The sequence below is a fragment of the Sinorhizobium sp. 22678 genome (assembly GCF_052044265.1).
Taxonomy (GTDB): Bacteria; Pseudomonadota; Alphaproteobacteria; order Rhizobiales; family Rhizobiaceae; genus Sinorhizobium; species Sinorhizobium meliloti_A.
In genome coordinates, this window is the sequence record NZ_JBQEMS010000004.1 from 94,065 (window position 1) to 116,982 (window position 22,918).

At 63.8% G+C, this 22,918-nt stretch carries 18 protein-coding genes; 10 read left to right on the forward strand and 8 right to left on the reverse strand.

Annotated elements, in window-relative coordinates; translation table 11 throughout:
• The first annotated feature begins 23 nt into the window (after window positions 1-23).
• Window positions 24-563, forward strand: coding sequence for a P-loop nucleotide/nucleoside kinase family protein (locus ACTJKL_RS08035; protein WP_440852652.1), 540 nt, complete (start codon window positions 24-26; stop codon window positions 561-563).
• Here the strand turns inward: ACTJKL_RS08035 and ACTJKL_RS08040 are convergent.
• The gene (locus tag ACTJKL_RS08040) at window positions 556-1,059 is read right to left on the reverse strand and encodes an SH3 domain-containing protein (protein WP_050563083.1); all 504 of its coding nucleotides are present in this window, start codon (window positions 1,057-1,059) and stop codon (window positions 556-558) included. The genes ACTJKL_RS08035 and ACTJKL_RS08040 overlap by 8 nt on opposite strands.
• Window positions 1,060-1,311: 252 nt before the next feature.
• On the opposite strand from ACTJKL_RS08040, the gene ACTJKL_RS08045 reads away from it, so the two are divergent.
• Complete coding sequence (locus ACTJKL_RS08045; protein WP_003531928.1) at window positions 1,312-2,316, forward strand: 2-hydroxyacid dehydrogenase; 1,005 nt, start codon at window positions 1,312-1,314, stop codon at window positions 2,314-2,316.
• A 400-nt stretch (window positions 2,317-2,716) separates the two neighbouring features.
• On the opposite strand, the gene polA is transcribed toward ACTJKL_RS08045, so the two are convergent.
• Window positions 2,717-5,731, reverse strand: coding sequence for a DNA polymerase I (gene polA, locus ACTJKL_RS08050; protein WP_440852653.1), 3,015 nt, complete (start codon window positions 5,729-5,731; stop codon window positions 2,717-2,719).
• A 474-nt stretch (window positions 5,732-6,205) separates the two neighbouring features.
• Between polA and ACTJKL_RS08055 the strand changes: the two genes are divergently transcribed.
• The 3 genes from ACTJKL_RS08055 (at window position 6,206) to ACTJKL_RS08065 (ending at window position 9,450) form a co-directional block, all read left to right on the forward strand.
• Window positions 6,206-6,649, forward strand: coding sequence for a MarR family winged helix-turn-helix transcriptional regulator (locus ACTJKL_RS08055; RefSeq protein ID WP_018093804.1), 444 nt, complete (start codon window positions 6,206-6,208; stop codon window positions 6,647-6,649).
• Between the two features lie 95 nt (window positions 6,650-6,744).
• Complete coding sequence (locus ACTJKL_RS08060) at window positions 6,745-8,139, forward strand: M20/M25/M40 family metallo-hydrolase (RefSeq protein WP_100669896.1); 1,395 nt, start codon at window positions 6,745-6,747, stop codon at window positions 8,137-8,139.
• A gap of 363 nt (window positions 8,140-8,502) precedes the next feature.
• Window positions 8,503-9,450 carry a lysylphosphatidylglycerol synthase transmembrane domain-containing protein gene (locus ACTJKL_RS08065; protein WP_100669895.1) on the forward strand — a complete coding sequence of 316 codons (948 nt, stop codon included), beginning with the start codon at window positions 8,503-8,505 and terminating at the stop codon, window positions 9,448-9,450.
• A 53-nt stretch (window positions 9,451-9,503) separates the two neighbouring features.
• On the opposite strand, the gene ACTJKL_RS08070 is transcribed toward ACTJKL_RS08065, so the two are convergent.
• Both ACTJKL_RS08070 and ACTJKL_RS08075 read right to left on the reverse strand, forming a co-directional pair.
• Window positions 9,504-9,995, reverse strand: coding sequence for a hypothetical protein (locus ACTJKL_RS08070; RefSeq protein WP_411923543.1), 492 nt, complete (start codon window positions 9,993-9,995; stop codon window positions 9,504-9,506).
• A 97-nt stretch (window positions 9,996-10,092) separates the two neighbouring features.
• The gene (locus tag ACTJKL_RS08075) at window positions 10,093-11,016 is read right to left on the reverse strand and encodes a DMT family transporter (RefSeq protein ID WP_440852654.1); all 924 of its coding nucleotides are present in this window, start codon (window positions 11,014-11,016) and stop codon (window positions 10,093-10,095) included.
• Between the two features lie 505 nt (window positions 11,017-11,521).
• Between ACTJKL_RS08075 and ACTJKL_RS08080 the strand changes: the two genes are divergently transcribed.
• The 3 genes from ACTJKL_RS08080 to dnaJ all read left to right on the forward strand — a co-directional run bounded on the left by ACTJKL_RS08080 (window position 11,522) and on the right by dnaJ (window position 17,335).
• Complete coding sequence (locus ACTJKL_RS08080) at window positions 11,522-13,780, forward strand: transglycosylase domain-containing protein (RefSeq protein ID WP_440852655.1); 2,259 nt, start codon at window positions 11,522-11,524, stop codon at window positions 13,778-13,780.
• 216 nt (window positions 13,781-13,996) lie between these two features.
• Window positions 13,997-15,922 carry a molecular chaperone DnaK gene (gene dnaK / locus ACTJKL_RS08085; RefSeq protein ID WP_100669893.1) on the forward strand — a complete coding sequence of 642 codons (1,926 nt, stop codon included), beginning with the start codon at window positions 13,997-13,999 and terminating at the stop codon, window positions 15,920-15,922.
• 273 nt (window positions 15,923-16,195) lie between these two features.
• Window positions 16,196-17,335, forward strand: coding sequence for a molecular chaperone DnaJ (gene dnaJ / locus ACTJKL_RS08090; RefSeq protein ID WP_440852656.1), 1,140 nt, complete (start codon window positions 16,196-16,198; stop codon window positions 17,333-17,335).
• Between the two features lie 131 nt (window positions 17,336-17,466).
• On the opposite strand, the gene ACTJKL_RS08095 is transcribed toward dnaJ, so the two are convergent.
• The 4 genes from ACTJKL_RS08095 to ACTJKL_RS08110 form a co-directional block, all read right to left on the reverse strand.
• A complete protein-coding gene (locus ACTJKL_RS08095) occupies window positions 17,467-18,351 on the reverse strand; it encodes a DUF2182 domain-containing protein (RefSeq protein ID WP_440852657.1) in 885 nt (294 codons plus the stop codon).
• A gap of 4 nt (window positions 18,352-18,355) precedes the next feature.
• Window positions 18,356-18,991 (reverse strand): DUF1326 domain-containing protein, encoded by a 636-nt coding sequence (locus ACTJKL_RS08100; protein WP_440852658.1) that lies wholly within the window; start codon window positions 18,989-18,991, stop codon window positions 18,356-18,358.
• A gap of 114 nt (window positions 18,992-19,105) precedes the next feature.
• The gene (locus ACTJKL_RS08105) at window positions 19,106-20,110 is read right to left on the reverse strand and encodes an inorganic phosphate transporter (RefSeq protein ID WP_018093815.1); all 1,005 of its coding nucleotides are present in this window, start codon (window positions 20,108-20,110) and stop codon (window positions 19,106-19,108) included.
• Window positions 20,110-20,754, reverse strand: a complete 645-nt coding sequence (locus ACTJKL_RS08110) for a DUF47 domain-containing protein (protein WP_018093816.1) — start codon at window positions 20,752-20,754, stop codon at window positions 20,110-20,112. Before ACTJKL_RS08110 ends, ACTJKL_RS08105 begins: the two co-directional genes overlap by 1 nt.
• A gap of 234 nt (window positions 20,755-20,988) precedes the next feature.
• On the opposite strand from ACTJKL_RS08110, the gene recF reads away from it, so the two are divergent.
• Window positions 20,989-22,113, forward strand: coding sequence for a DNA replication/repair protein RecF (gene recF / locus ACTJKL_RS08115; RefSeq protein ID WP_440852659.1), 1,125 nt, complete (start codon window positions 20,989-20,991; stop codon window positions 22,111-22,113).
• A gap of 26 nt (window positions 22,114-22,139) precedes the next feature.
• Window positions 22,140-22,916: a molybdopterin-synthase adenylyltransferase MoeB gene (locus ACTJKL_RS08120; RefSeq protein ID WP_440852660.1), complete on the forward strand. Its 777-nt coding sequence runs from the start codon at window positions 22,140-22,142 to the stop codon at window positions 22,914-22,916.
• Window positions 22,917-22,918 lie beyond the last annotated feature (2 nt).

Consider the following 22,918-nt stretch of genomic DNA (forward strand, 5'->3'; position numbering starts at 1 on the left):
CGGCCAATCGAAAGCCCGCGTTCATGCTCATCATCTTGGGAGGCTTGCCCGGATCCGGGAAGACGACGATTGCTCGCGCTTTGGCGAAGCGATTGCGCGCGGTGCATGTGCGCGTCGATACGATCGAGCAATGCATCCGGGTTTCGGGCGGTCCGGGCTCCGACGTCGGGGCCGCAGGATATGTAGCGGCCTACGGGGTGGCTGAAGACAACCTCACGCTCGGCCACACCGTCGTCGCGGATTCCGTCAATGGCCTGGGCGTGACGCGGGACGCCTGGCTCGCGGTGGCAGACCGATCGGCGGTACGGGCGTTCGAGGTGGAGGTCGTCTGCTCGGACAAGGCGGAACATCGCCGGCGCGCGGAAACGCGGCTTTCCGACGTACCGGGTCTGACGAAACCAAGCTGGGAAGAGATTATCGATCGCGTTTACGAAGATTGGGGATCGCGACCCCTCGTCATCGACACCGCGAAGAAGAGCCCCGACGAGCTCGTCGCCGATCTCATTTCGAAGCTCGAACGCCAGAAACCGGGGAGCTTACGCCCTCCCGCACCGCTTACTTGAAGGCCTCGCCGGGATAGGCGCCCCAGATCTCGCTCTGGGCAATCCAGCCTTCGACCCCTTGCGTGTCGGCATGGCACCAGTCGCCGTTGCATTCGCCGATGTGCAGCATGACGCCTGGTTCGACGCGCGCGACGATCGGCGCCGTGCTCTGCGGATCGCGCCGCATGTTGACAAATACACCCTCTCCCTTGCTGCGCATCCACGGGGCCGCCAGCGCCGTGCGGTCGCCGGAGAGAAGCGCCTGGTTGACCCAGCCCTCGGTTCCGTCGGCGTCGCGGATACGGCGCCAGTTGTCATACTCCTGGATGATCTCGACCGGCACGCCGGATTTGAGATAGCGGAACGCGACGGCATAGTCGACGCTCGGGCCGATTCTCAAGTTCACGCTTTTCGCCTTCAGGCTGACGAAGCGGGGGAGGGGAAGGCCGCTCGGCCCCTTCGCCGCCTGCGCCTGGGCGGTGCCGGCCGTCAAGACCGCTCCGAGCAAGGCTGCCATCGTGAGGGTGGAAACTCGTGAAATGAAGTGACGCATGACGAAGCTCATCTTCCGAAGGTAAGCAGGGCTTGGCGCAAGCCCTTGCGGTGCTGACCGGCCAGGCGCTCGCAGATTCCCGCACTTTTCAAATCCCCGCACGGGGCGGCGAGTTTCAATTGTGTTCCCCACCGGGTCTGGTAGAAATTGCGGCTGTAGGGAGAACTATCACCCGACTTGGTTAAGGACCCGTCAACGAGGGCGCCGCTCACAGCAATGACAAGCAAGAAAAAGCCAACGGTCTACATCACCCGCAAACTGCCGGATGTCGTCGAAACCAGGATGCGTGAGCTCTTCGACGCGGAGCTGAACATCGATGACACGCCGCGCAGCCAGCCGGAGCTGGTCGCCGCGGTCAAACGGGCCGACGTGCTCGTGCCGACGGTGACGGACCGGATCGATGCGGCTCTGATCGAGCAGGCCGGGCCGCAGCTGAAGCTCATTGCCGCCTTCTCGAACGGCGTCGACAACATCGATGTGGATGCGGCCGCGCGCAAGGGCATAACCGTCACCAACACGCCGAACGTCCTGACGGAGGACACGGCCGACATGACCATGGCGCTGATCCTCGCGGTGCCGCGCCGGCTCGCCGAAGGTGCGCAGGTGCTGACCGACCGCAAGGGGGAGTGGGCAGGCTGGTCTCCCACCTGGATGCTGGGGCGGCGCATTGCCGGGAAACGCATCGGCATCGTCGGCATGGGGAGAATCGGCACCGCCGTCGCCCGCCGCGCCAAGGCCTTCGGGCTCTCGATCCACTATCACAATCGCCACCGCGTCAAACCGGAAACCGAGGAGATGCTGGAAGCGACCTATTGGGACAGCCTCGACCAGATGCTCGCCCGCGTCGACATCGTCTCCGTCAACTGCCCGTCGACCCCGGCGACCTATCATCTGCTCTCGGCCCGGCGGCTGGCGCTGATGCGGCCCGACAGCTACATCGTCAACACCGCGCGCGGCGGCATCATCGACGAGGCGGCACTGATCAAGAGCCTTCGCGAGGGCAAGATCGCCGGCGCCGGGCTCGACGTGTTCGAGAACGAGCCGTCCGTCAATCCGAAGCTCATCAAGCTCGCCGGCGAGGGAAAGGTCGTTCTCCTGCCGCATATGAGCTCGGCGACGCTGGAAGGCCGTATCGACATGGGCGAGAAGGTGGTGATCAACATCCGCACCTTCTTCGACGGCCATCGCCCGCCGGACCGGGTCCTTCCGGGGCGGGATTGAAACACCACCACTTTGGCAAAAGCCGCGTCCCTGTGCTCGTCACAGGGAGGAGAGCAGCGCCGGGTCTGCGGCGCGGGAAGCGTTCTTTCAGCCCAAGGACTTGGTCTGGCTGGATTCCTGTGACAAGCACAGGAATGAGGGACCGGGGATGTGCGGCTCCTACAACTTTCGCTTGGGAATATGCGGGGGAATGGTCAGCCTGGTTTATGAAGCTTGCCGAGGGGTCGCACCCCTCTCTACCCTCATCCCTGTGCTCGTCACAGGGATCGAGCAGCGCCGCGTCTGCGGCGCGGAAAGCATTCTTTCAGCCCAAGGACCTGGTCTGGCTGGATCCCTGTGACGAGCAAAGGGAGGAGGGATCAAACGAGCGCCCGCCGGGTATCCCAGATCTCAACAGGCCTCAATGCGCCTCGTCCCAGTTGTGTGCCGCGCGCGCATCGACCTTGAGAGGCACCCTCATGTCGAGCGCGGGCATAGCGGCGTTCTCCATCACCGAGATGATGACCGGAATGGTGCGCTCGATCTCGCCATCCTCCACCTCGAAGATCAGCTCGTCGTGCACCTGAAGCAGCATTCGCGCGGAGAGCTTTGCTGTTTCGAGCGCCGGCTCCATCTTGACCATCGCGCGGCGGATGATGTCGGCGGCCGAGCCCTGGATCGGGGCGTTGATCGAAGCGCGCTCGTTGAAGGCGCGCATCGACGGATTGGACGAGCGGATGTCCGGGTAGTGGGCCCGGCGTCCGAAGATCGTCTCGACATAGCCGTTCTCGCGGGCAAAAGCCTTGGTGTTCTCCATATAGTCGCGAATGCCGGGGAAGCGTTCGAAATAGCGTTTGATGTAGTCACCCGCCTCCGAACGCTCGATCGAAAGCTGGTTGGCTAGCCCGAAGGCGGAGATGCCGTAGATGATGCCGAAATTGATCGCCTTGGCGCGGCGGCGGATCTCGCTCGGCATGCCGTCCACCGGCACGCCGAACATTTCGGAAGCCGTCATCGCATGGATGTCGACGCCATCGGCGAAAGCCTGGCGCAGCTGCGGGATGTCGGCCACATGGGCGAGCACTCTCAGCTCGATCTGGCTATAGTCGGCCGAGACCAGCTTGTGTCCCGGCGCCGCCACGAAGGCCGTGCGGATCTTGCGGCCTTCGCCGGTCCTGATCGGAATGTTCTGCAGGTTCGGATCGGAGGAGGAAAGCCGCCCGGTCGCCGTCGCAGCCATTGCAAAACAGGTGTGGACGCGCCTCGTCTCCGGATGCACGAAGCCGGGAAGGGCGTCGGTGTAGGTCGATTTCAACTTGGTCAGCTGCCGCCAGTCGACGATCTTGCGAGGCAGGTCGTGCCCGGCGGCCGCGAGGTCTTCGAGCACCTGCGCGGAGGTCGACCATTGCCCGGTCTTGGTCTTGGAGCCGCCCGGAAGGCCCATCTTGCCGAAGAGAATGTCGCCGAGCTGCTTCGGCGAGCCGATGGTGAATGTCTCGCCGGCTAGGCGATAGATCTCGTCTTCGAGCGCCGCCGCCCCCTGTGCCAGCTCGCCGGAAAGGCGTGACAGGATCTGCCGGTCGATGGTTATGCCGCGTTCCTCCATCCCGGCAAGGACAGAAATCAGCGGCCGCTCCAGTCGCTCGTAGACGCGCGTCAACCCCTTGGCGGCGAGCCGGGGCTTCAGCACATGCCAAAGCCTCAGCGCGATATCCGCATCCTCGGCCGCATAGGTCGTCGCCTTGTCGATGTCGACGAAGTCGAAGGTGAGCGAAGACCGGCCGGTGCCGGTGACGTCCTTATAGGCGATCGGCTTGTGGCCGAGCCACCGCTCGGCAAGCGAATCCATGCCGTGGGCGCCGTTGCCGGCATCGAGCACATAGGACATCAGCATCGTGTCGTCGAAGCTTCGCATGGCGATGCCGTGCCGCTTCATCACGAGATAGCCGTATTTCAGGTTCTGCCCGACCTTCAGGACGGACGGGTCCTCCAGCAGGTCCTTTATCCGGCTAAGGGCCTCGCGGACCGGTACCTGGCTGTCGACAGGTCCACCCCCCAGGAGGTCGCTGACGCCGCTCTTGTGCGCGAGCGGCACATAGGCCGCCCTGATCCTGGAGCCCGACGGGTCGTTCGCGTAATCGGCGACCGCGAGCGAAAAGCCGACGAGGTCGGCGCGCATGGCGTCGGGCGACGTCGCCTGGGTGTCGAAGCCGACGAGCCCCGCCTCGCGGGCGTCGGCGATCCAACGCTTGAGCGTATCGAGATCGCGGATGGTGAGATATCCGGAATGATCGAAGGCGGCTTTGCCGAAATAGGCCGCACGCGCCTCGGCGAGGCCCGCGGGCGTCGCGCCGGTCGTATCGGCATCCTGGCCGGAGGAGAGGAACGAGACAGCCGCCCTGGCCGCATTTCCCCTGGGCGGCGTCGCGCTCGATGATTGCGGCGACGGCGGCGGGCCGCCGGCCTCGCCGACGTCCAGATCCGGTCCATGCGCCTGCGCGCCCCATTCGACCGGCACATGAGCCGGTTCGATCGCTTCCGCATCCGTATCGGTCGCCGCTGCGACGCGGCGCGTGAGCGTGGTGAATTCCATCGCCTTCAGGAATGCGATGAGCTTCGGGCCGTCCTGCGAATCGAGCCTGAAGTCCTCGGGCGGAACGTCGAGCGGCGTGTCCTTCTTCAACGTCACGAGCTCACGCGAAAGGCGCGCCAGATCGGCATTGGCGATGATGGACTCGCGCCGCTTCTGCTGTTTGATCTCGCCAGCCCGTTCGAGCAGCGTGTCCAGATCGCCATATTCTTCGAGGAGCTGGGCTGCCGTCTTCGGCCCGATCCCGGGGATGCCCGGCACGTTGTCGGTCGAATCGCCGGTCATGGCCTGGAGATCGATCATCTTTTCCGGGGGCACGCCCCACTTTTCGATCACGTCCGGAACGGTGATCTGCTTGTCCTTCATGCTGTCGTACATCGACACTTTCGGCGTGACGAGCTGCATGAGGTCCTTGTCGGAGGAAACGATGGTCACGTCGGCGCCCGCCTCCTCGGCAAGCCGCGCATAGGTCGCGATGAGGTCGTCGGCCTCGTAGCCCTCCTTCTCGATGCAGGGCAGGTTGAAAGCGCGGGTGGCGTGGCGGATGAGCCCGAACTGCGGAATCAGATCCTCCGGCGGCGCCGTACGGTTGGCCTTGTACTGGTCGTAGAGCCCGTTGCGGAAGGTCTTCGAGGAATAGTCGAAGATCACGGCCAAATGCGTCGGCGTCACGCCGACGGAGGTGTCGCGCGCGTCGGTCAAAAGCTTCCAGAGCATGTTGCAGAATCCCGCAACCGCATTGACGGGAAGCCCGTCCGACTTGCGGTTGAGCGGCGGGATGGCGTGGAACGCCCGGAAGATGAAGCCCGAGCCGTCGACGAGGAAGAGATGATCACCGTTTTTCATGCGGCCATGGATAGCGCGAGGCAGGGGAAAGGTCCATTGCGCTTTTCCGGCGCTACCCCATTTAAGTGGAGCGACAAAGGCCTGCCGGAACCCTGATATTCGGGTGCCGAACACTCACGCAAACGTTACGCATTTGTAATGCGCGATTCAGTCTCCCTATCCTTGAAATGCCACATTTGACTCCACAAATCATGTCGAGCGGCAATCATTCAATGCCGTGAGTCTGGTGATTGGCCTGTCCCCCGCCCGCACCAGATGAGGACAAAGGCCTCATCCCCCTCTCCGGGCCTTTGTCCCGCTTTCAAAGAGCCGCCACGGCGCAGCCTCCGCGCCGTGGCGGTTTTTTGTTGCCTATGCCCGTCAGTCGAAAAGTGGATCGCCACACAGCCTCAAATCCCCGTGAAGTCGGCGCGGTTCGGCTTCATTGCAGGCATTGTAACTTGTCTTCGCGCTCCTTCCCGCGTAGGCATAGACATGGCCTTCAATCGTATGGAATCTGCGACTTACCTGGCCAGCTTGTTGGCGAGGGGTTTCTCGCGCGCCCTGCAGGAGCGCGGTCAGAAACTCGGCTTTGCCCCCGGGCAATTCCCGGTCCTCCTGGAATTATGGTCCGAGGAAGGGCTGACTCAGAGACAGCTTCTCGACCGGCTCGACATCGAGCAGGCAACCATGGCCAATACGCTCGCCCGAATGGAGCGAGACGGCCTCATCGTCCGCCGCAAGCATCCTAACGACAAGCGTTCGCAGCAGATATTCCTGACCGAACGTGCCCGCAAGATGGAGGCCGCTGCGAAGGAGGCTGCTGCTGCAGCGGAGCAGTCGCTGCTTTCCGGCTTTCGCCGCTTCGAGAAAGAACTGATGCTCGAATATATGCGCATGGCGCTCGCGAATACGGCGCGCCACGGCGACGCCTCCTGATTTCACCCGACAATTTATCGTTGCATCAAAAGTTTTCGCTTAAAGCCGCCGGGTTTCGATTCTAGTTTCGCCGCGAAAACCCAAAAAGGATTCGCATGATGGCAGATATCACCCCGGTTCTCGAGCGCGCCGACGCAAATCTCCCGAAAAGCCTCGAGCGGCTCTTCGACCTCGTCCGCATCAAGTCCATTTCCACCGATCCCGCCTTCAAGGAGGAGTGCCGCAAGGCTGCGGAGTGGCTGGTGGCGGAACTCGGAGCGATCGGCTTCGAAGCCTCGGTTCGCGACACGCCCGGCCATCCGATGGTCGTCGCCCATCACGCTGCCGAGAAAGCGGACGCTCCGCACCTGCTCTTCTACGGCCATTACGATGTGCAGCCGGTCGATCCCCTGAACCTCTGGGAGACCCCGCCCTTCGAGCCCTCCGTCAAGGAGGTCGAGCCCGGCCGCAAAATCATCACCGGCCGGGGTACGGCCGATGACAAGGGCCAGTTGATGACCTTCGTCGAGGCAGTGCGCGCCTATAAGGAAACCCGTGGCGGCTTGCCCTGCCGCATCACCATTCTCTTCGAGGGCGAAGAGGAATCCGGCTCTCCGTCGCTCAAACCCTTCCTCGAAGCCAATGCCGGTGAACTCAAGGCCGACTACGCTCTTGTCTGCGATACCAGCATGTGGGACCGGGACACGCCCGCGATTTCGGCCGGCTTGCGGGGCCTCGTCGGCGAGGAGGTCGTCGTCAAGGCGGCGGACCGCGACCTGCACTCCGGTTATTTCGGTGGCGCGGCGGCGAACCCGATCCATATCCTGGCCGAAATTCTCGCTGGCCTTCACGACGAGACCGGCCGCGTGACGCTCGACGATTTCTACGAAGGCGTCGAGGAGACGCCGACCGAGATCAAGGCGGGCTGGGAAACGCTCGGCCAGACCGCCGAGAAATTCCTCGGCGAGATCGGCCTCTCTATCCCCTCCGGCGAAAGGGGCCGCTCCGTGCTCGAACTCACCTGGGCGCGGCCGACGGCGGAGATCAACGGCATCACCGGGGGCTATACCGGCGAAGGATTCAAGACGGTGATCGCTGCAGAAGCCTCCGCCAAGGTTTCGTTCCGCCTGGTCGGCAAGCAGGACCCGGCAAAGATCCGGGAGAGCTTCCGCGCCTATGTGCGCTCGAAAATTCCGGCGGACTGCTCCGTCGAATTTCATGCGCACGGCGGTTCGCCGGCTATTCATCTGCCCTATGATTCGGCGCTGCTGAGCACGGCGAAGGCGGCACTTTCGGATGAATGGCCGAAGCCCGCCGTGGTCATCGGCATGGGCGGCTCCATACCGATCGTCGGCGATTTCCAGCGGATGCTCGGCATGGAATCGCTGCTGGTCGGGTTCGGTCTTTCCGACGACCGCATCCACTCGCCCAATGAGAAATACGAGCTCGCGTCCTTCCACAAGGGCATCCGCTCGTGGGTCCGCATTCTGGACGCACTCGGCACGCGGTAACGCCTTGCAGGCGGGGGGCTATGGTGAACACCGTTCGGCCATTGTCCACCGCCTTCGGCCATGAATGACAAATCGCACCCGCTTGACGGATATCAAGTCGACTTTGCTTGACCTGCCTGCCTTGGGATGCTTCCCTTTTTGAAAACAAATCAAAGTGGGAAATGGGCTGTTGGCAAGTGCAAGGATCGGGACGCCTCGTCCCGAGCATGTTTCTTTCGTTACGCAGAATGGGCATCGCCACCTCGGCAGAACCGCGAAGCGCTTGGCGTGCCTTCAACCGGCCGCTGCTGATGGGCACCCGCATCGCCGCGACGCTTCGCTCGTGAATCGATTTCCGCCGGAAAATCACGCAGAAGCCCCGGCATGAAACGGTTCAAGGCATATTTCTGGCCCGTTGTGGGGCTTGCCGCGATCTTGGTTTCGGTGCGCGCGCTCGTCGATGAACTGCGCGGCCTGTCTCTCAACGAGTTCCTGGCGAGTTTCCAGGCCATATCGCTCGAAAGCTGGCTGCTCGCCATCGGTTCGACGCTTGTCGCCTATGCGGCGCTTGCCGCCTATGACCGGCTGGCGCTCGATCATCTCGGCCACCGCATCTCGCTGTGGTTCATCACCCTCTGCTCGTTCACCACCTATGCGCTTTCGCACAATCTCGGCGCCTCGGTTTTTTCCGGCGCGGTGGTGCGCTATCGAGCGTATCGGTCGAAAGGCCTGACGCCCGGAGAGGTGGGCGTGCTCGTCGCCTTCTGCTCCTTCACCTTCACGCTCGGCACGCTGATGCTCTCGGCCATCGTGCTGCTCCTGAGGCCGAATATCATCGAGAGATTTTCGGAGTTCCTGCCCATCGAAATGTCGTTGACGACGGGCGGCCTCATTCTCGCGCTCATCGCGCTCTACGTCCTCGGCAGCCTGGTCGGCATGCGGCCGCTGCGCACGCGCTGGTTCCAGCTGCATTACCCGCGGCCCTCCATCGTGCTGAGGCAATTGATCATCGCCCCCGTCGAGCTTCTGGGCGCTGCCGGCATCATCTATTTCGCGCTGCCCGAAGCCGGCAATCCCGGCTATGTGGTCATTCTGGGCATCTTCCTCGCATCCTTCTCCGCCGCGCTGCTCTCCCATGCGCCGGGCGGCATCGGTGTGCTTGAATTCGTCTTCATCGCGGCGCTTCCGGAAATGGACCCGGCCGACGTTCTGGCTGCGCTTGCCATTTTTCGGCTGCTCTACCTCCTCGTCCCCTTCGTGCTGGCGCTCGTCGTCATTCTCGTCTTCGAGCATTCCCGCTTTCTGGCCGAGCGTGCCGCGAAGGAGCCGTAGAGTTTCGCTGGAGCACTTCCAGGAAAAGTGTGTAACGCTTTTCCGTCCGGACCTCAGGGGGCGTTGCAGGTGGCGGGGATCGCCTTCTCGATGGGGCCTTCCGCTTCGTCGAGCCGGGCCGTCTCGATCTGATAGGGCGTGAAGGGCGGCACCTGGAGCGACGGATTGATGATCCTCGTCACGTAACAGCCGGAGAAGAAGCGGGTCTTTCCGCCTTGTTCGATGGATTTGATCGCAACCGGAACGGCCGAATAGATGCTGCCGGCAGCGCCCTCCGTGACGACCTTGCCGAACTTCGCTTCCACCGACACCGTCTTGGCGTAACCGTCGGCGAAGGCCTTGAACTCGCCGACGGGTTTCGACGCTCCGAAGTAGCCGTAGGCTCTGGCATATTCCTTCCGGTTGATCGCGTTGTAGAGCGAGCGGACGAGCGCCGCGCCGTCGGAGCGGTCGTCGACATAGGGAAATTCCTCCTGTGCCCTGGCCCCGATCCCCTGCGCGGCAAGGGCGGCAAGGGCGATCAGCACGGTGCAGCGAACCCTCATTCTCTCTCCTTTCGAACGGATGAGCCGGCCGGCCGAGAAGCCGGCGCGCTCGCGAGTGTCCTGTACGATCCCGACGATTTTGAGTCGAAGGAGAGGCTTACCGCGGCGGCAGACCGGCCTTTCGCCGGCCGACGACATGCTCGCGCCAGATGGTGAAGATGCCGGCGGCGACCACCAGCACCGAGCCGATGATCATGTTCGTCGTCAGCGTCTCTCCGAAGATGGTCACGCCCATGACGGAGGCGAAGACGAGCTGCAGGTAGGTAAGCGGCTGAACCGCGGCGGCATCGAGCATGTCGTAGGCGCGGATCAGAAAATAGTGGCTCGACGTGCCGGTGATGCAGAGCAGCACCATCCAGATCCAGTCCGCCCCGGAAAGCGTCGCCCAGAAGAAGGGCCCGACGAGACTGATCGCGAAGGCGCCGACGATGCCGGTATAGAAGAAGCTGGTCATCGCCGAATCGTCGCGACTGGCAAGCCTGGTGGTGATGACATAGAAGGCGAACATCACCGCTGCCGCCAGCGGCAGCAGAAAGTTCACGTCGAACGACCCGTCTTCCGGCCGCAGGATCAGAAGAACGCCGATGAGTCCGACGGCAATCGCCGACCAGCGCCGCCACCCGACCCGTTCGCCGAGCAGAGGCATCGACAGGAGCGCCACGAAGAGCGGAGTGGCCGCGAGGATCGCCTGCGAATGCGCCAGCCCGACGATGGTGAAGGACGTGATCACCACGACGATCTGTACGGGCAACAGGACGCCCCGCAGGAACTGAATGAGCGGCTTTCTCGTCACCGCGGTCGCGGCAAATCCGCCCGGCGCCCGCGCCGCGATCACCGCAGCGAAGCCGGCAAATGCCCAGTAGCGGATCATTGCCACGAAGACCGGCGGATAGATGGCGCCCAGATGCTTGGAGATGCCGTCCTGGATCGAGAAGATGACGATCGCCAGAAGCGCGAAGACGTAACCGTTTGCCTTGGATCTCATGGGGTGGTGATACACGCGCTTTGCGGCCGCAGCCACGAGTTTTTCGCCCTGTGCATCTGGCCGGATCCGAAGCGCGTCGCGCGAATGCGATGCGTTTTCAGGTATCGCCAGATACAGAAAGACCCCGAGCCGGGAGGAGGTGGCTCGGGGTCTTAAACTTGATCGGTTCTGGGAGGAGGAGTGAACCGACCGAATGCCGGGCGCCGTGGGAGGAGGTACAGCGCTTCGACAAGGAGGAGAATAGATTATTTTCGTTGAGGTAATAGTGCGAATGTTGCATTGCAGCATTGCGCCGGATGCAAGGCGGCGTTCAGCCTTCCGAAGGTGAGGAACCAGGAGGCCGGGGGCCGATGCAAGGTTTTGAACAATCTGCCTTTTTCGCAAGAGAGCTCTTAACTTCCCCTTAAATTGCCGCATTTAAAGTACAACGCATCGGGACCAGCGGACGGGGTGGAGCCTACCGCACGACAACGGCACGGCCGGGATCGCCTGCGGGCGATGGGCACCGGTTTGGCCCCCAAAGGGGATATTTCCTTCCGGCATGGCGAGCGGCAAATCAGGACAGCGGATCGAGCCTTCCTTCGGCAGTAGCGACGACGGCGGCGACCTGCGCGTCGACGCGAGCGACCGCGTCTCGGGCGGCGGCAGCAAGCCGAAGCGCGCCAAGCCGCCCGAACGCGGTGCGAGGCGAGAAAAGCCCGGCAGGCGCGCCGGCGGGCGCGGCTCCGGAAGAAGCGGCTCCGGCGGCGGGTTCTTCGGCCTCGTCCGGCGGCTCGCCTATTGGTGCATCGTGCTCGGCATATGGGGCGCGATCGGCGTCGGCGGGCTCGTGCTCTATTACGGGGCGCGCATGCCGAGCGCCACGAGCTGGTCGATTCCCGAACGGCCGCCCAACGTCAAGATTCTCGCGGCGAATGGCGACATCATTGCCAACAGGGGCGCGACCGGCGGCGAGGCGGTCGCTCTCGAAGACATGTCGCCCTATATCCCGCAGGCGGTGATCGCCATCGAGGATCGCCGCTTTTATTCGCATTTCGGAGTCGATCCGCTGGGGCTGGCGCGCGCCATGCTCACGAACGTCATGAGCGGCCGCATGGTCCAGGGCGGCTCCACGCTCACCCAGCAGCTTGCCAAGAACCTGTTTCTCTCGCCGGAGCGGACGTTGGAGCGCAAGGTGCAGGAGGTGCTGCTCGCCTTTTGGCTGGAGCAGAAATACACCAAGGACCAGATCCTGGCCATGTATCTCAACCGCGTCTTCTTCGGGTCGAACGCCTATGGCGTCGAGGCGGCCTCGCGGCGTTACTTCAACAAGTCGGCGCGCGACGTCAATCTCGGCGAAGCGGCGCTGCTCGCAGGCCTTCTGAAAGCTCCCTCACGGCTGTCACCGGCCCGAGACCCCGAAGCGGCGGAGGAGCGCGCACAGCTCGTGCTCGGCGCAATGCGCGAGGAAGGCTTCATCAGCGACTCCGAGATCAAGACGGCGATGTCGCAGGCGCCGACACGGGCAAAGAGCTTCTGGTCCGGCGCCGAGCACTATGTCGCCGACATGGTGATGGACCAGCTCCCCGGCATGATCGGCGAAGTCACGCAAGACCTCGTCATCGATACGACCATCGACCTTGCGCTCGAGAAGAAGGCGGAAGAGGTGCTCGCCGAGAGGCTCGAGGCCGAGGGCGGCAAGCTCAACGCCTCCCAGGCGGCGCTCGTCTCGATCGACGGCACAGGCGCCATCCGCGCGCTCGTCGGCGGCAGGGACTATGCCGAAAGCCAGTTCGACCGCGCCTCCAAGGCGAAGCGCCAGCCGGGCTCGGCCTTCAAGCCCTTCGTCTACGCGGCGGCGCTCGAGATCGGCCGCACGCCGATGTCCGTGCGCAACGACGCGCCGGTCCGGATCGGCAACTGGACACCTGAAAACTATGATCAGAAATACCGCGGCGAGGTGACGCTCGCCGATGCGCTCGCCAATTCGCTGAACACCATCGCCGCCCAGCTCGTCATGGAGGTGGGGCCGCAGAACGTGGTCAAGCTCGCGCACCGGCTGGGCATAGATTCCGAGATGCAGGCCAATGCATCGATCGCGCTCGGCACGTCGGAAGTGACGCTGGTGGAGCTGACGTCCTCCTATGCGCCTTTCATGAATGGCGGCTTCAAGGCGACGCCGCACGTCATCCGGCGCATCTCCGCCGCCGACGGCGCCGTGCTTTACGAAAACACCTACGACAACCCGCCGCGGGTGCTCGATCCGGCGATCGTCAGCGAGATGAACCGGATGATGGTGCGCGTGCTGACGGATGGCACCGGCAAAAATGCGCGCCTGCCGGGCTGGGAGGCGGCCGGGAAGACCGGAACGACGCAGTCCTTCCGCGACGCCCTGTTCGTCGGCTACACCTCCAACCTCGCGACCGGCATCTGGTTTGGCAACGACGACGGAAAATTCATGAAGAAGGTCACCGGCGGCGGCCTTCCCGCCAGGGCCTGGCACGATTTCATGGTTGCGGCGCATGAGGGTCTTTCGCCGTCGCCGCTCTTCGGCACGACGGGCGTGCAGCCCGTCTTCGACGAGGGCGGCATCGCTGCTGCCGACGAAATGCCGGCCGAGGGTTTCGGCACGGGTAATCCCGACGTCTTTCCCGAGCGCCCGGCAGGCATGGACAGCGTCGAAAGCATGGACGGCATGGCCGCGGTCGATCAGGTCCGGCCTGCAGAACAGGCCGGAGGACCAGTCCCGCCGGCCGGCGTCGGAGAGACCACCGGTGGGACCCGCCGAACGACGCTGTTCGACCTGCTGACCGGCGGCTGAACCAGCGGCAGCGGGCCCCCGTCGGGTGTTTGTGGATGACGGCTTGCATTTGCCGTCGTTCCCCCCGCAGAATGCCTTGCAGTCCGAAACGCCGGTCCTTATATACGCCGCATCGATGCAGCCGCGGCTGCGATGAAAGACAAAGACCATCCCGTTAGGGGCTGTCCCACGAATGCCTGACCGGGTTCCGACAGTCCGCTGCAAGGAGAGAACGACATGGCTAAAGTTATTGGTATTGACCTGGGAACGACCAACTCCTGCGTCTCCGTCATGGACGGCAAGGACGCGAAGGTGATCGAGAATGCGGAGGGCGCGCGCACGACCCCCTCCATGGTGGCATTCACCGAAGACGGCGAACGTCTCGTCGGCCAGCCGGCCAAGCGCCAGGCGGTGACCAATCCCGAAAACACGCTTTTTGCGATCAAGCGCCTGATCGGCCGCACCTTCGAGGATCCCACGACCCAGAAGGATAAGGGGATGGTCCCCTACAAGATCGTCAAGGCAGACAATGGCGACGCCTGGGTCGAAGCCCACGGCACCAGCTACTCTCCGTCGCAGATCTCCGCGATGATCCTTCAGAAGATGAAGGAAACGGCCGAGTCCTATCTCGGTGAAAAGGTCGAAAAGGCCGTCATCACCGTTCCGGCCTACTTCAACGACGCACAGCGCCAGGCCACGAAGGATGCCGGCAAGATCGCCGGTCTCGACGTGCTGCGCATCATCAACGAGCCGACCGCAGCGGCCCTTGCCTACGGCCTCGACAAGAAGGAAGGCAAGACGATCGCCGTCTACGATCTTGGCGGCGGCACGTTCGACATCTCGGTCCTGGAAATCGGCGACGGCGTCTTCGAAGTGAAGTCGACCAACGGCGACACCTTCCTTGGCGGTGAAGACTTCGACATGCGCCTCGTCGAATATCTTGCCTCCGAGTTCAAGAAGGAGCAAGGCATCGACCTCAAGAACGATAAGCTCGCGCTGCAGCGCCTGAAGGAAGCTGCCGAAAAGGCGAAGATCGAACTCTCGTCCTCGCAGCAGACCGAAATCAACCTGCCGTTCATCACGGCGGACGCTTCCGGTCCGAAGCACCTGACGATGAAGCTGTCCCGCGCCAAATTCGAGAGCCTGGTCGAAGACCTGATCCAGAAGACCATCGCGCCCTGCAAGGCCGCGCTCAAGGATGCCGGCGTTTCGGCTGCCGAGATCGACGAAGTCGTTCTCGTCGGCGGCATGACCCGCATGCCGAAGGTTCAGGAAACGGTGAAGCAGCTTTTCGGCAAGGAGCCGCACAAGGGTGTCAACCCGGATGAAGTGGTTGCCATGGGCGCCGCGATCCAGGCGGGCGTTCTGCAGGGCGACGTCAAGGACGTGCTGCTGCTGGACGTCACCCCGCTCTCGCTCGGTATCGAAACGCTCGGCGGCGTCTTCACCCGCCTGATCGAGCGCAACACGACGATCCCGACGAAGAAGAGCCAGGTCTTCTCGACGGCCGACGACAACCAGTCCGCCGTGACGATCCGCGTCTCGCAGGGCGAGCGTGAAATGGCGGCCGACAACAAGCTGCTCGGCCAGTTCGATCTCGTCGGCATTCCGCCGGCACCGCGCGGCGTGCCGCAAATCGAGGTCACGTTCGACATCGATGCGAACGGCATCGTCCAGGTGTCCGCCAAGGACAAGGGCACGGGCAAGGAGCACCAGATCCGCATCCAGGCCTCGGGTGGCCTTTCCGACGCCGAGATCGAGAAGATGGTCAAGGATGCCGAAGCCAATGCGGAGGCCGACAAGAAGCGCCGCGAAGGCGTAGAGGCCAAGAACCAGGCCGAAAGCCTGATCCATTCTTCGGAGAAGTCGCTCCAGGAGCATGGCGACAAGGTTTCCGAGACGGACCGCAAGGCGATCGAGGATGCGATCGCAGCGCTCAAGAGCGCCGTCGAAGCCTCCGAGCCGGACGCCGAGGACATCAAGGCCAAGACCAATACCCTCATGGAAGTCTCCATGAAGCTCGGTCAGGCGATCTATGAGGCTCAGCAGACGGACGCCGCCCATGCGGATGCCGCCGCCGACGCCAAGCGCTCCGGCGATGACGTGGTCGACGCCGACTACGAGGAAGTCAAGGACGAAGACGACCGTAAGCGGTCGGCCTGACGGCTTCGCCTTTCGATGAACGGGCCCGGGAGCAATCCCGGGCTTTTTCATAGATGGTTGATGGGCTGCGGCCCCAGGCGTGGAAGCGAACCGACCCTGCGCAGGAAAGTGGCTGCGAAACCGCCGTTTTCCGACAAAAAACGGCTTCCGCCCCGACTTGGCTATGGTATCGCGCTTAAAGGTTTACTAAATCCTGTGGCAAGATAATCAGGCAGCCGTCGGATCCTTCGCGCTGGCAAGCCCTGTCGCTGATAACAGGACGATCTTTGAAGCATGAAACGTGATCTTTACGAAACGCTTGGCGTTCAAAAAAACGCGGACGAAAAGGAGCTGAAGAGCGCCTTTCGCAAACTCGCGATGAAATATCACCCGGACAGGAATCCCGGCGACCAGGAATCGGAAAAGTCCTTCAAGGAAATCAACGAAGCCTATGAAACGCTGAAGGACCCGCAGAAACGCGCAGCCTATGACCGTTACGGCCATGCGGCCTTCGAGCAGGGCGGCATGGGCGGAGGCTTCGGCAACGGCTTCGCCGGCGGCGGAGCGCACGGCTTCTCCGATATTTTCGAGGACATCTTCGGCGAAATGATGGGTGGCCGTCAGCGCCGCTCGTCCGGCGGACGCGAGCGCGGCGCGGACCTGCGCTACAACATGGAGATTTCGCTCGAGGAGGCCTATTCCGGCAAGACGGCGCAGATCCGCGTGCCGACGTCGATCACCTGTGACGTCTGCACCGGCACGGGCGCCAAGCCCGGTACCAGCCCGAAGACCTGCGGCACCTGTCAGGGCACCGGCCGCGTCCGCGCGGCCCAGGGCTTCTTCTCGATCGAGCGGACCTGCCCGACCTGCGGCGGCCGCGGCCAGACGATCGCCGACCCTTGCACCAAATGCCACGGCCAGGGCCGCGTCGTGGAGGAGCGGACGCTCTCGGTCAACATTCCGGCCGGTATCGAGGACGGCACGCGCATCCGGCTTTCCGGCGAGGGTGAGGCCGGCCTTCGCGGCGGCCCGGCGGGCGACCTCTACATCTTCCTCTCGGTCAAACCGCATGAGTTCTATCAGCGCGACGGCGCGGATCTCTATTGCGCCGTGCCGATCTCGATGACGACGGCGGCGCTCGGCGGCAAGTTCGACGTTACCACGCTCGACGGTACCAAATCGCGCGTCACCGTGCCGGAAGGCACGCAGGCTGGCAAGCAGTTCCGCCTCAAGGGCAAGGGCATGCCGGTGCTGCGTTCCAGCCAGACGGGCGATCTCTATATCCAGATTCAAATCGAGACGCCGCAGAAGCTCACCAAGCGCCAACGCGAGTTGCTGCACGAATTCGAGCAGATCTCCTCCAAGGAGAACAATCCCGAATCGACGGGCTTCTTCTCCCGGATGAAGGATTTCTTCGATACGTTGAGCGATTGAGGTAACGTCTCGGATGTTGCGCCTTCCCCTGTGCGGCCGCTTGGGGAAGGGGCCCGGGACTGCGCGGCTTGTCCCTTCTCCGGTGAAACCGGGAGAAGGCGGCGGCGGTCCCCCTGCATGGCGCCATCCGCCTATATTGCAGCTGAAATCAATTGCCACAGGCCGGCGGCGATGAGCAGCGTGCCCGCAATACGGGAGAGGAGGCGGCCCGGGAAGAACACCTTCTCCGCCAGCACGAAGATGGCGATTGCCGCAATCCAGAGCACATTCATGATGCCGCCGACGAAAAGAAGCGTCATCAGCGCCCAGCAGCAGCCGATGCAATAGAGCCCGTGGCGCAAGCCCAGTCCGACGGCTCCCGCCGGGTCGCGGCGAAAGCCGCCGTGGCACTGCAGGAAGACGATCGGCGTCTGACACTGGCTGAGGCAGGCATCCTTGAGCGGCGTCCATTGGTAAAGACCCGCGACGATCAACACGGCACCGCTGAAGATGCGACTGGCGCTTGCCAGCGCCGGCGACAGCAGGGTTCCCTCCATGAGCCATTGCCCAAGCGTCGCGGCAAGCGCAAATCCCACCCAGGCAAGGAGATAGCCGCCGGCGAAAAAACCGGTCGCCGCGAAGGGCTTGCCCTCCTTCCGGCTTTGCCGGCCGACCCGGGCATAGAGCAGGATCATCGGCGTTGCCGAAGGCAGCATCATGCCGACCATCATCACGACCCACATGGTCAGGGTGACGCCGGCCTCTACGGAACTCCAGGGACGCGGTGAAATGCCGAGGACGGTGCCGAGCGACGGGGCGGCGCCGGCTTCCATCTCCATGCCGTCCATCTCCATGGCAGGGTCCATCCGCATGTCCGCTCCCATGCCGGGACCGGACATGCTCATGCCGTCGCCGCTCATGGCTGCTGCCAGCCAAAGAGTGTATGTCCAGGCGATCACCGTCAATGCGGCGAGCGACGCTGCCACGATGACGCGATCCCGCCTGAGCAGGCTTTCAAGCGCGGTGTCGGCCGGCATGACGTCAGTGAACCACGCCGCTTCCGGTCATGTGCAGTCTGGCGAAGTGGGCGTGCGAATCCGCGAGCGAAACCGCCAGCGGCCCGCTCGTCTCGGCCCAGCCGCGCCCCACCTCGCAGCGGTCGTATTCGAAGCCGTGCGGAAGGTTGATGCGGGCGTGGTGCTCCTCACCGGTCACCGGATTGACGATGGGCTCGCCGCGAGCCTCCATCCATCCCGGAATGTTGACGCGCGCCGAGCGCCTTTCGACGTCGATCTCGAAATCGATCGGCGCGAAAACCGGGTCGTGGAAGGTCTCGAAAGTCGTCGCGAACACCTGGAAGAAGGTGGCGCCGGGCTCGGTGTCCTGGCCGCTCATGATCCGCAGCAGCGCCTCCCGCTGCTCGTCGGAGGCACGCTCGTCGATGATCGGGACCACCGCGCCCCTGCCCTCATGAATGGCGCCGGGCCAGGATACGATCATGCCGCATCTCAAGCCGTCGAGCCGGGTGTCGCCATGGTGTCCCTCGTCGATATCGACGACCCCGATCGCGCGGCAATGCCCCTTGGTAGGCAGTGCGTTGAACTGGCACGGGCAGCCATAGGCGCAGTTGCAATGGATGAATTCGCGGCCCTTGATCGTCCACTCGACGTCCGTCATCGTTTCCTCCCCAGATACGATGGAAGTTTCACTCTCCTCCGAATGCAATTCTATTAGATAGCGGGAATATACTCCCCGCCGACGGCAATGCCAACGGGGTGCCTGGCGAAAGCGTCAGGCGATGAGGTCCACGGCGAAATAGCAGAGCGCCGAGATCAACGCTGCCGCCGGCATGGTGATCACCCACGCGACGACGATGTTGCCGGCGAGCCCCCACCGCACCGCCGACACCCGCCTCGCCGCGCCGACGCCGATGATCGCGCCGGTGATCGTGTGGGTGGTCGAAACCGGAATGCCGAGCCAGGTCGCCGCGAACAGCGTGATGGCGCCGCCCGTCTCGGCGCAGAAGCCCTGCATCGGGTTGAGCTTGGTGATCTTCGAGCCCATCGTGTGGACGATCCTCCAGCCGCCGAAGAGCGTGCCGAGCGCGATCGCCGCCTGGCAGGTGATGACCACCCAGAAGGGCACGTAGAATTCCGAGCCGAGATAGCCCTGCGAGAAGAGAAGCACGGCAATGATGCCCATGGTCTTCTGCGCATCGTTGCCGCCATGGCCGAGCGAATAGAGTGAAGCCGAAACGAATTGCAGCACCCGGAAGGTGCTGTCGACGGCGAAGGGTGTCTGGCGAACGAACACCCAGGAGACGATCAGGATCAACAGCAGTGCCAGAACGAAGCCGATGCCCGGCGACATGACGATGGCGCCGGCGGTCTTCAGCAGTCCTTGCCAGACGATCGAGCTGAAACCGGTCTTGGCCAGCCCGGCACCCACGAGGCCGCCGATGAGCGCGTGCGAGGAACTCGACGGGATGCCGAAGACCCAGGTGACGATGTTCCAGGTGATTGCACCCATCAGCGCCGCGAAGATCACCTGCGGCGTGACGATACCCGGATCGATGATGCCCGTTCCGAGCGTTTCGGCGACGTGCAGTCCGAAGAAGAGGAAGGCGATGAAGTTGAAGAACGCCGCCCAGAAAACCGCATATTGCGGCCGGAGCACGCGGGTCGAAACGATGGTCGCGATCGAATTGGCCGCATCGTGCAGCCCGTTGAGGAAGTCGAAGAAAAGCGCGACAGCAATGAGCCCCACGAGCAGCGGGAAGGCGAGCGTCGCATCCATCAGACGTTCTCGATCACGATGCCGCTGATTTCGTTCGCCACGTCCTCGAAGCGATCGACGACCTTTTCCAGCTCGCCGTAGATCTCGCTGCCGATGATATAGGCCATGGGGTTGGAAGCGCCGTGGCGCTGGAAGAGATCCTTCAGGCCCTGCTCGTGGAGCTGGTCGGACCTATCCTCGACATGCGTCACCTCCTCGGCGATGGCGCCGAGGCGGTGCGCATTGGCGCCGATGCGACTGAGGAGCGGAATGGCCTCGGCGACCAGATGGGCGGCCTCGACGACCGCCGCGCCCATGGCCTGCATGCCGGGGTCGAAGCTCTTCTGTTCATAGAGCCGGATCGTTTTCACCGTCTTGTGCATCATGTCGATCGCATCGTCCATCGACTGGATGAGATCCTTGATGTCGCCGCGGTCGAAGGGGGTGATGAAGCTGCGGCGGACGGCCAGCAGAACCTCGCGGGTGATCTCGTCGGCCTCGTTCTCGAGCGCGACGATGCGGTCGCAATGGCTTTCGATGTCAGGGCCGCCGGCAAGAAGCGCGTTCAGCGCCTCCGCCGCACCCATGACGGTGCGCGAATGGTCGGCGAAGAGGTCGAAGAAACGGTCTTCCCGGGGGAGGAGCTTGCGAAACAGGCCGAGCATCAGCGATCCATCCAACTGTCGATTGTCACGCAATTGTCATATTGTACTTGCGCGCTCGGGGAAAGTTCCGATGCGGCCGAAAAAAAGGGCTTTCCCACAGGCGATTGGGCGGAAATGCGCAGCCCGGACACGGAATCGCCGCGGGCCGGAGAGAGGCAGACGGAACACCCCTTTCCGCCTTGCCTTGGCCCGGCTTTCATCCTACCTGACAGCAACGTCGAATTCGGACCCGCAATGCCCCACAAGGTCTTTCTCACACGCCTGAAACTGAGCGACTTTCGCAACTATGCAACGCTGGCGCTCGACCTCGACCAGCGCCATGTGGTGCTGACCGGCGAGAACGGCGCGGGCAAAACCAACCTGATGGAGGCGGTCTCCCTTCTTTCGCCCGGGCGCGGCTTGAGGCGCGCTGCCTATGCCGATATCGCCCGCGTCGGCGCCGCCGATGGTTTCTCGATCTTCGCCGCCGTCGACGGCATGGAAGGGTCGGTGGAGATCGGCACGGGGACTCAAGGGGCCGAGGAGGGGCAATCACGGCGCCTCAGACTCAACGGCACTGCGGCCCGCACGGTCGACGAACTCACCGATCACCTCCGGGTGCTCTGGCTCACGCCGGCGATGGATGGCCTCTTCACCGGCCCTTCCGCCGACCGCAGGCGCTTTCTCGACCGGCTGGTACTGTCGCTCGATCCCGGGCACGGCCGGCGCGCCAGCGAGTTCGAGCGCGCCATGCGCAGCCGCAACCGGCTACTCTCGGAATTCCGACCCGATCCCGCCTGGCTGTCGGCCATCGAGCGCGAAATGGCCGGGCTCGGCATCTCCATGGCGCTCGCCCGTCAGGAGATGCTCGGCCTGCTCTCGGCCCTCGTCGAGCGAAGCCGGAGCGATGTGACCTTTCCGTCCGCAAGCCTGTCGCTCGCCGGCTTTCTCGACGACTGTGCAGGTATTCCCGCCTTTGAACTCGAAGAGCGTTATCTGACAATGCTCGCCGAAGGCCGTGCCCGCGATGCGGCCGCCGGCCGCACGCTCGACGGACCGCACCGGACCGATCTCCTGATCCGCCACCGGGAAAAGGACATGGAGGCAGAGCGCTGTTCGACCGGCGAGCAGAAGGCGCTGCTCGTCGGTCTGGTTCTCGCGCATGCACGGCTCGTCGGGGATATGACCGGCCACGCCCCGGTGTTGCTGCTCGACGAAATCGCCGCCCATCTCGACCGGGGACGCCGTGCCGCCCTCTTCGATCTGGTCGATGGGCTCGGCGGCCAGGCCTTCATGACGGGCACCGACCGGGCGATGTTCGACGCCCTTGGCGAGCGGGCTCAATATCTGGCCGTTGCAAACGGCCGCGTTTCCGGGTGACATAGAGCGCCGTCCGCGGAAATTAAATGGAGACGCATATGACGACCGATGCGACGCTCGCTCCTTCGGAGATTGCGCGCTACGCACGCCACATCGTGCTGCCGGAGATCGGCGGCCCGGGGCAGCAGAAACTCAAGGCCGCGCGCGTGCTCGTCATCGGCGCGGGCGGGCTCGGCGCGCCGGCTCTGCAATATCTCGCGGCCGCCGGTGTCGGCACGCTCGGGGTCGTCGACGATGACGTGGTCTCGTTGTCGAACCTGCAGCGTCAGGTGATCCACGCCACCGCCGATATCGGGCGGCCGAAGGTCGAGAGCGCCGCCGCGGCGATCGACGCCCTCAATCCGCATGTGAAGGTCGTGACGCACGCGCTCAGGCTGGACCCCGAAAATGCAGATGCGCTCTTGCGCCAATACGATCTCGTCGTCGACGGGTCGGATAATTTCGATACGCGTTATCTCGCCGCCGATACGGCCGCGGCGGCAGGCGTGGCGCTCGTCACCGGTGCCGTCGGACGCTTCGACGGCTCGGTCACCGTGCTGAAGCCGTACGAGACCGATGCCGAGGGGCACCCGAACCCCTCCTACCGCGATCTCTTCCCGGAGCCGCCGCCGCCGGGCACCGTGCCAAGCTGCGCCGAAGCGGGCGTCCTGGGCGCGCTCACCGGCGTCATCGGCACGCTGCAGGCGATGGAAGCGATCAAGCTCGTCACCGGCATCGGCGAGCCGCTGGTCGGCCGTCTGCTGCTCTACGATGCGCTCGCCGCCCGGTTCGACACGATCCGCTATCGACGCGGCACGCGCTGAGG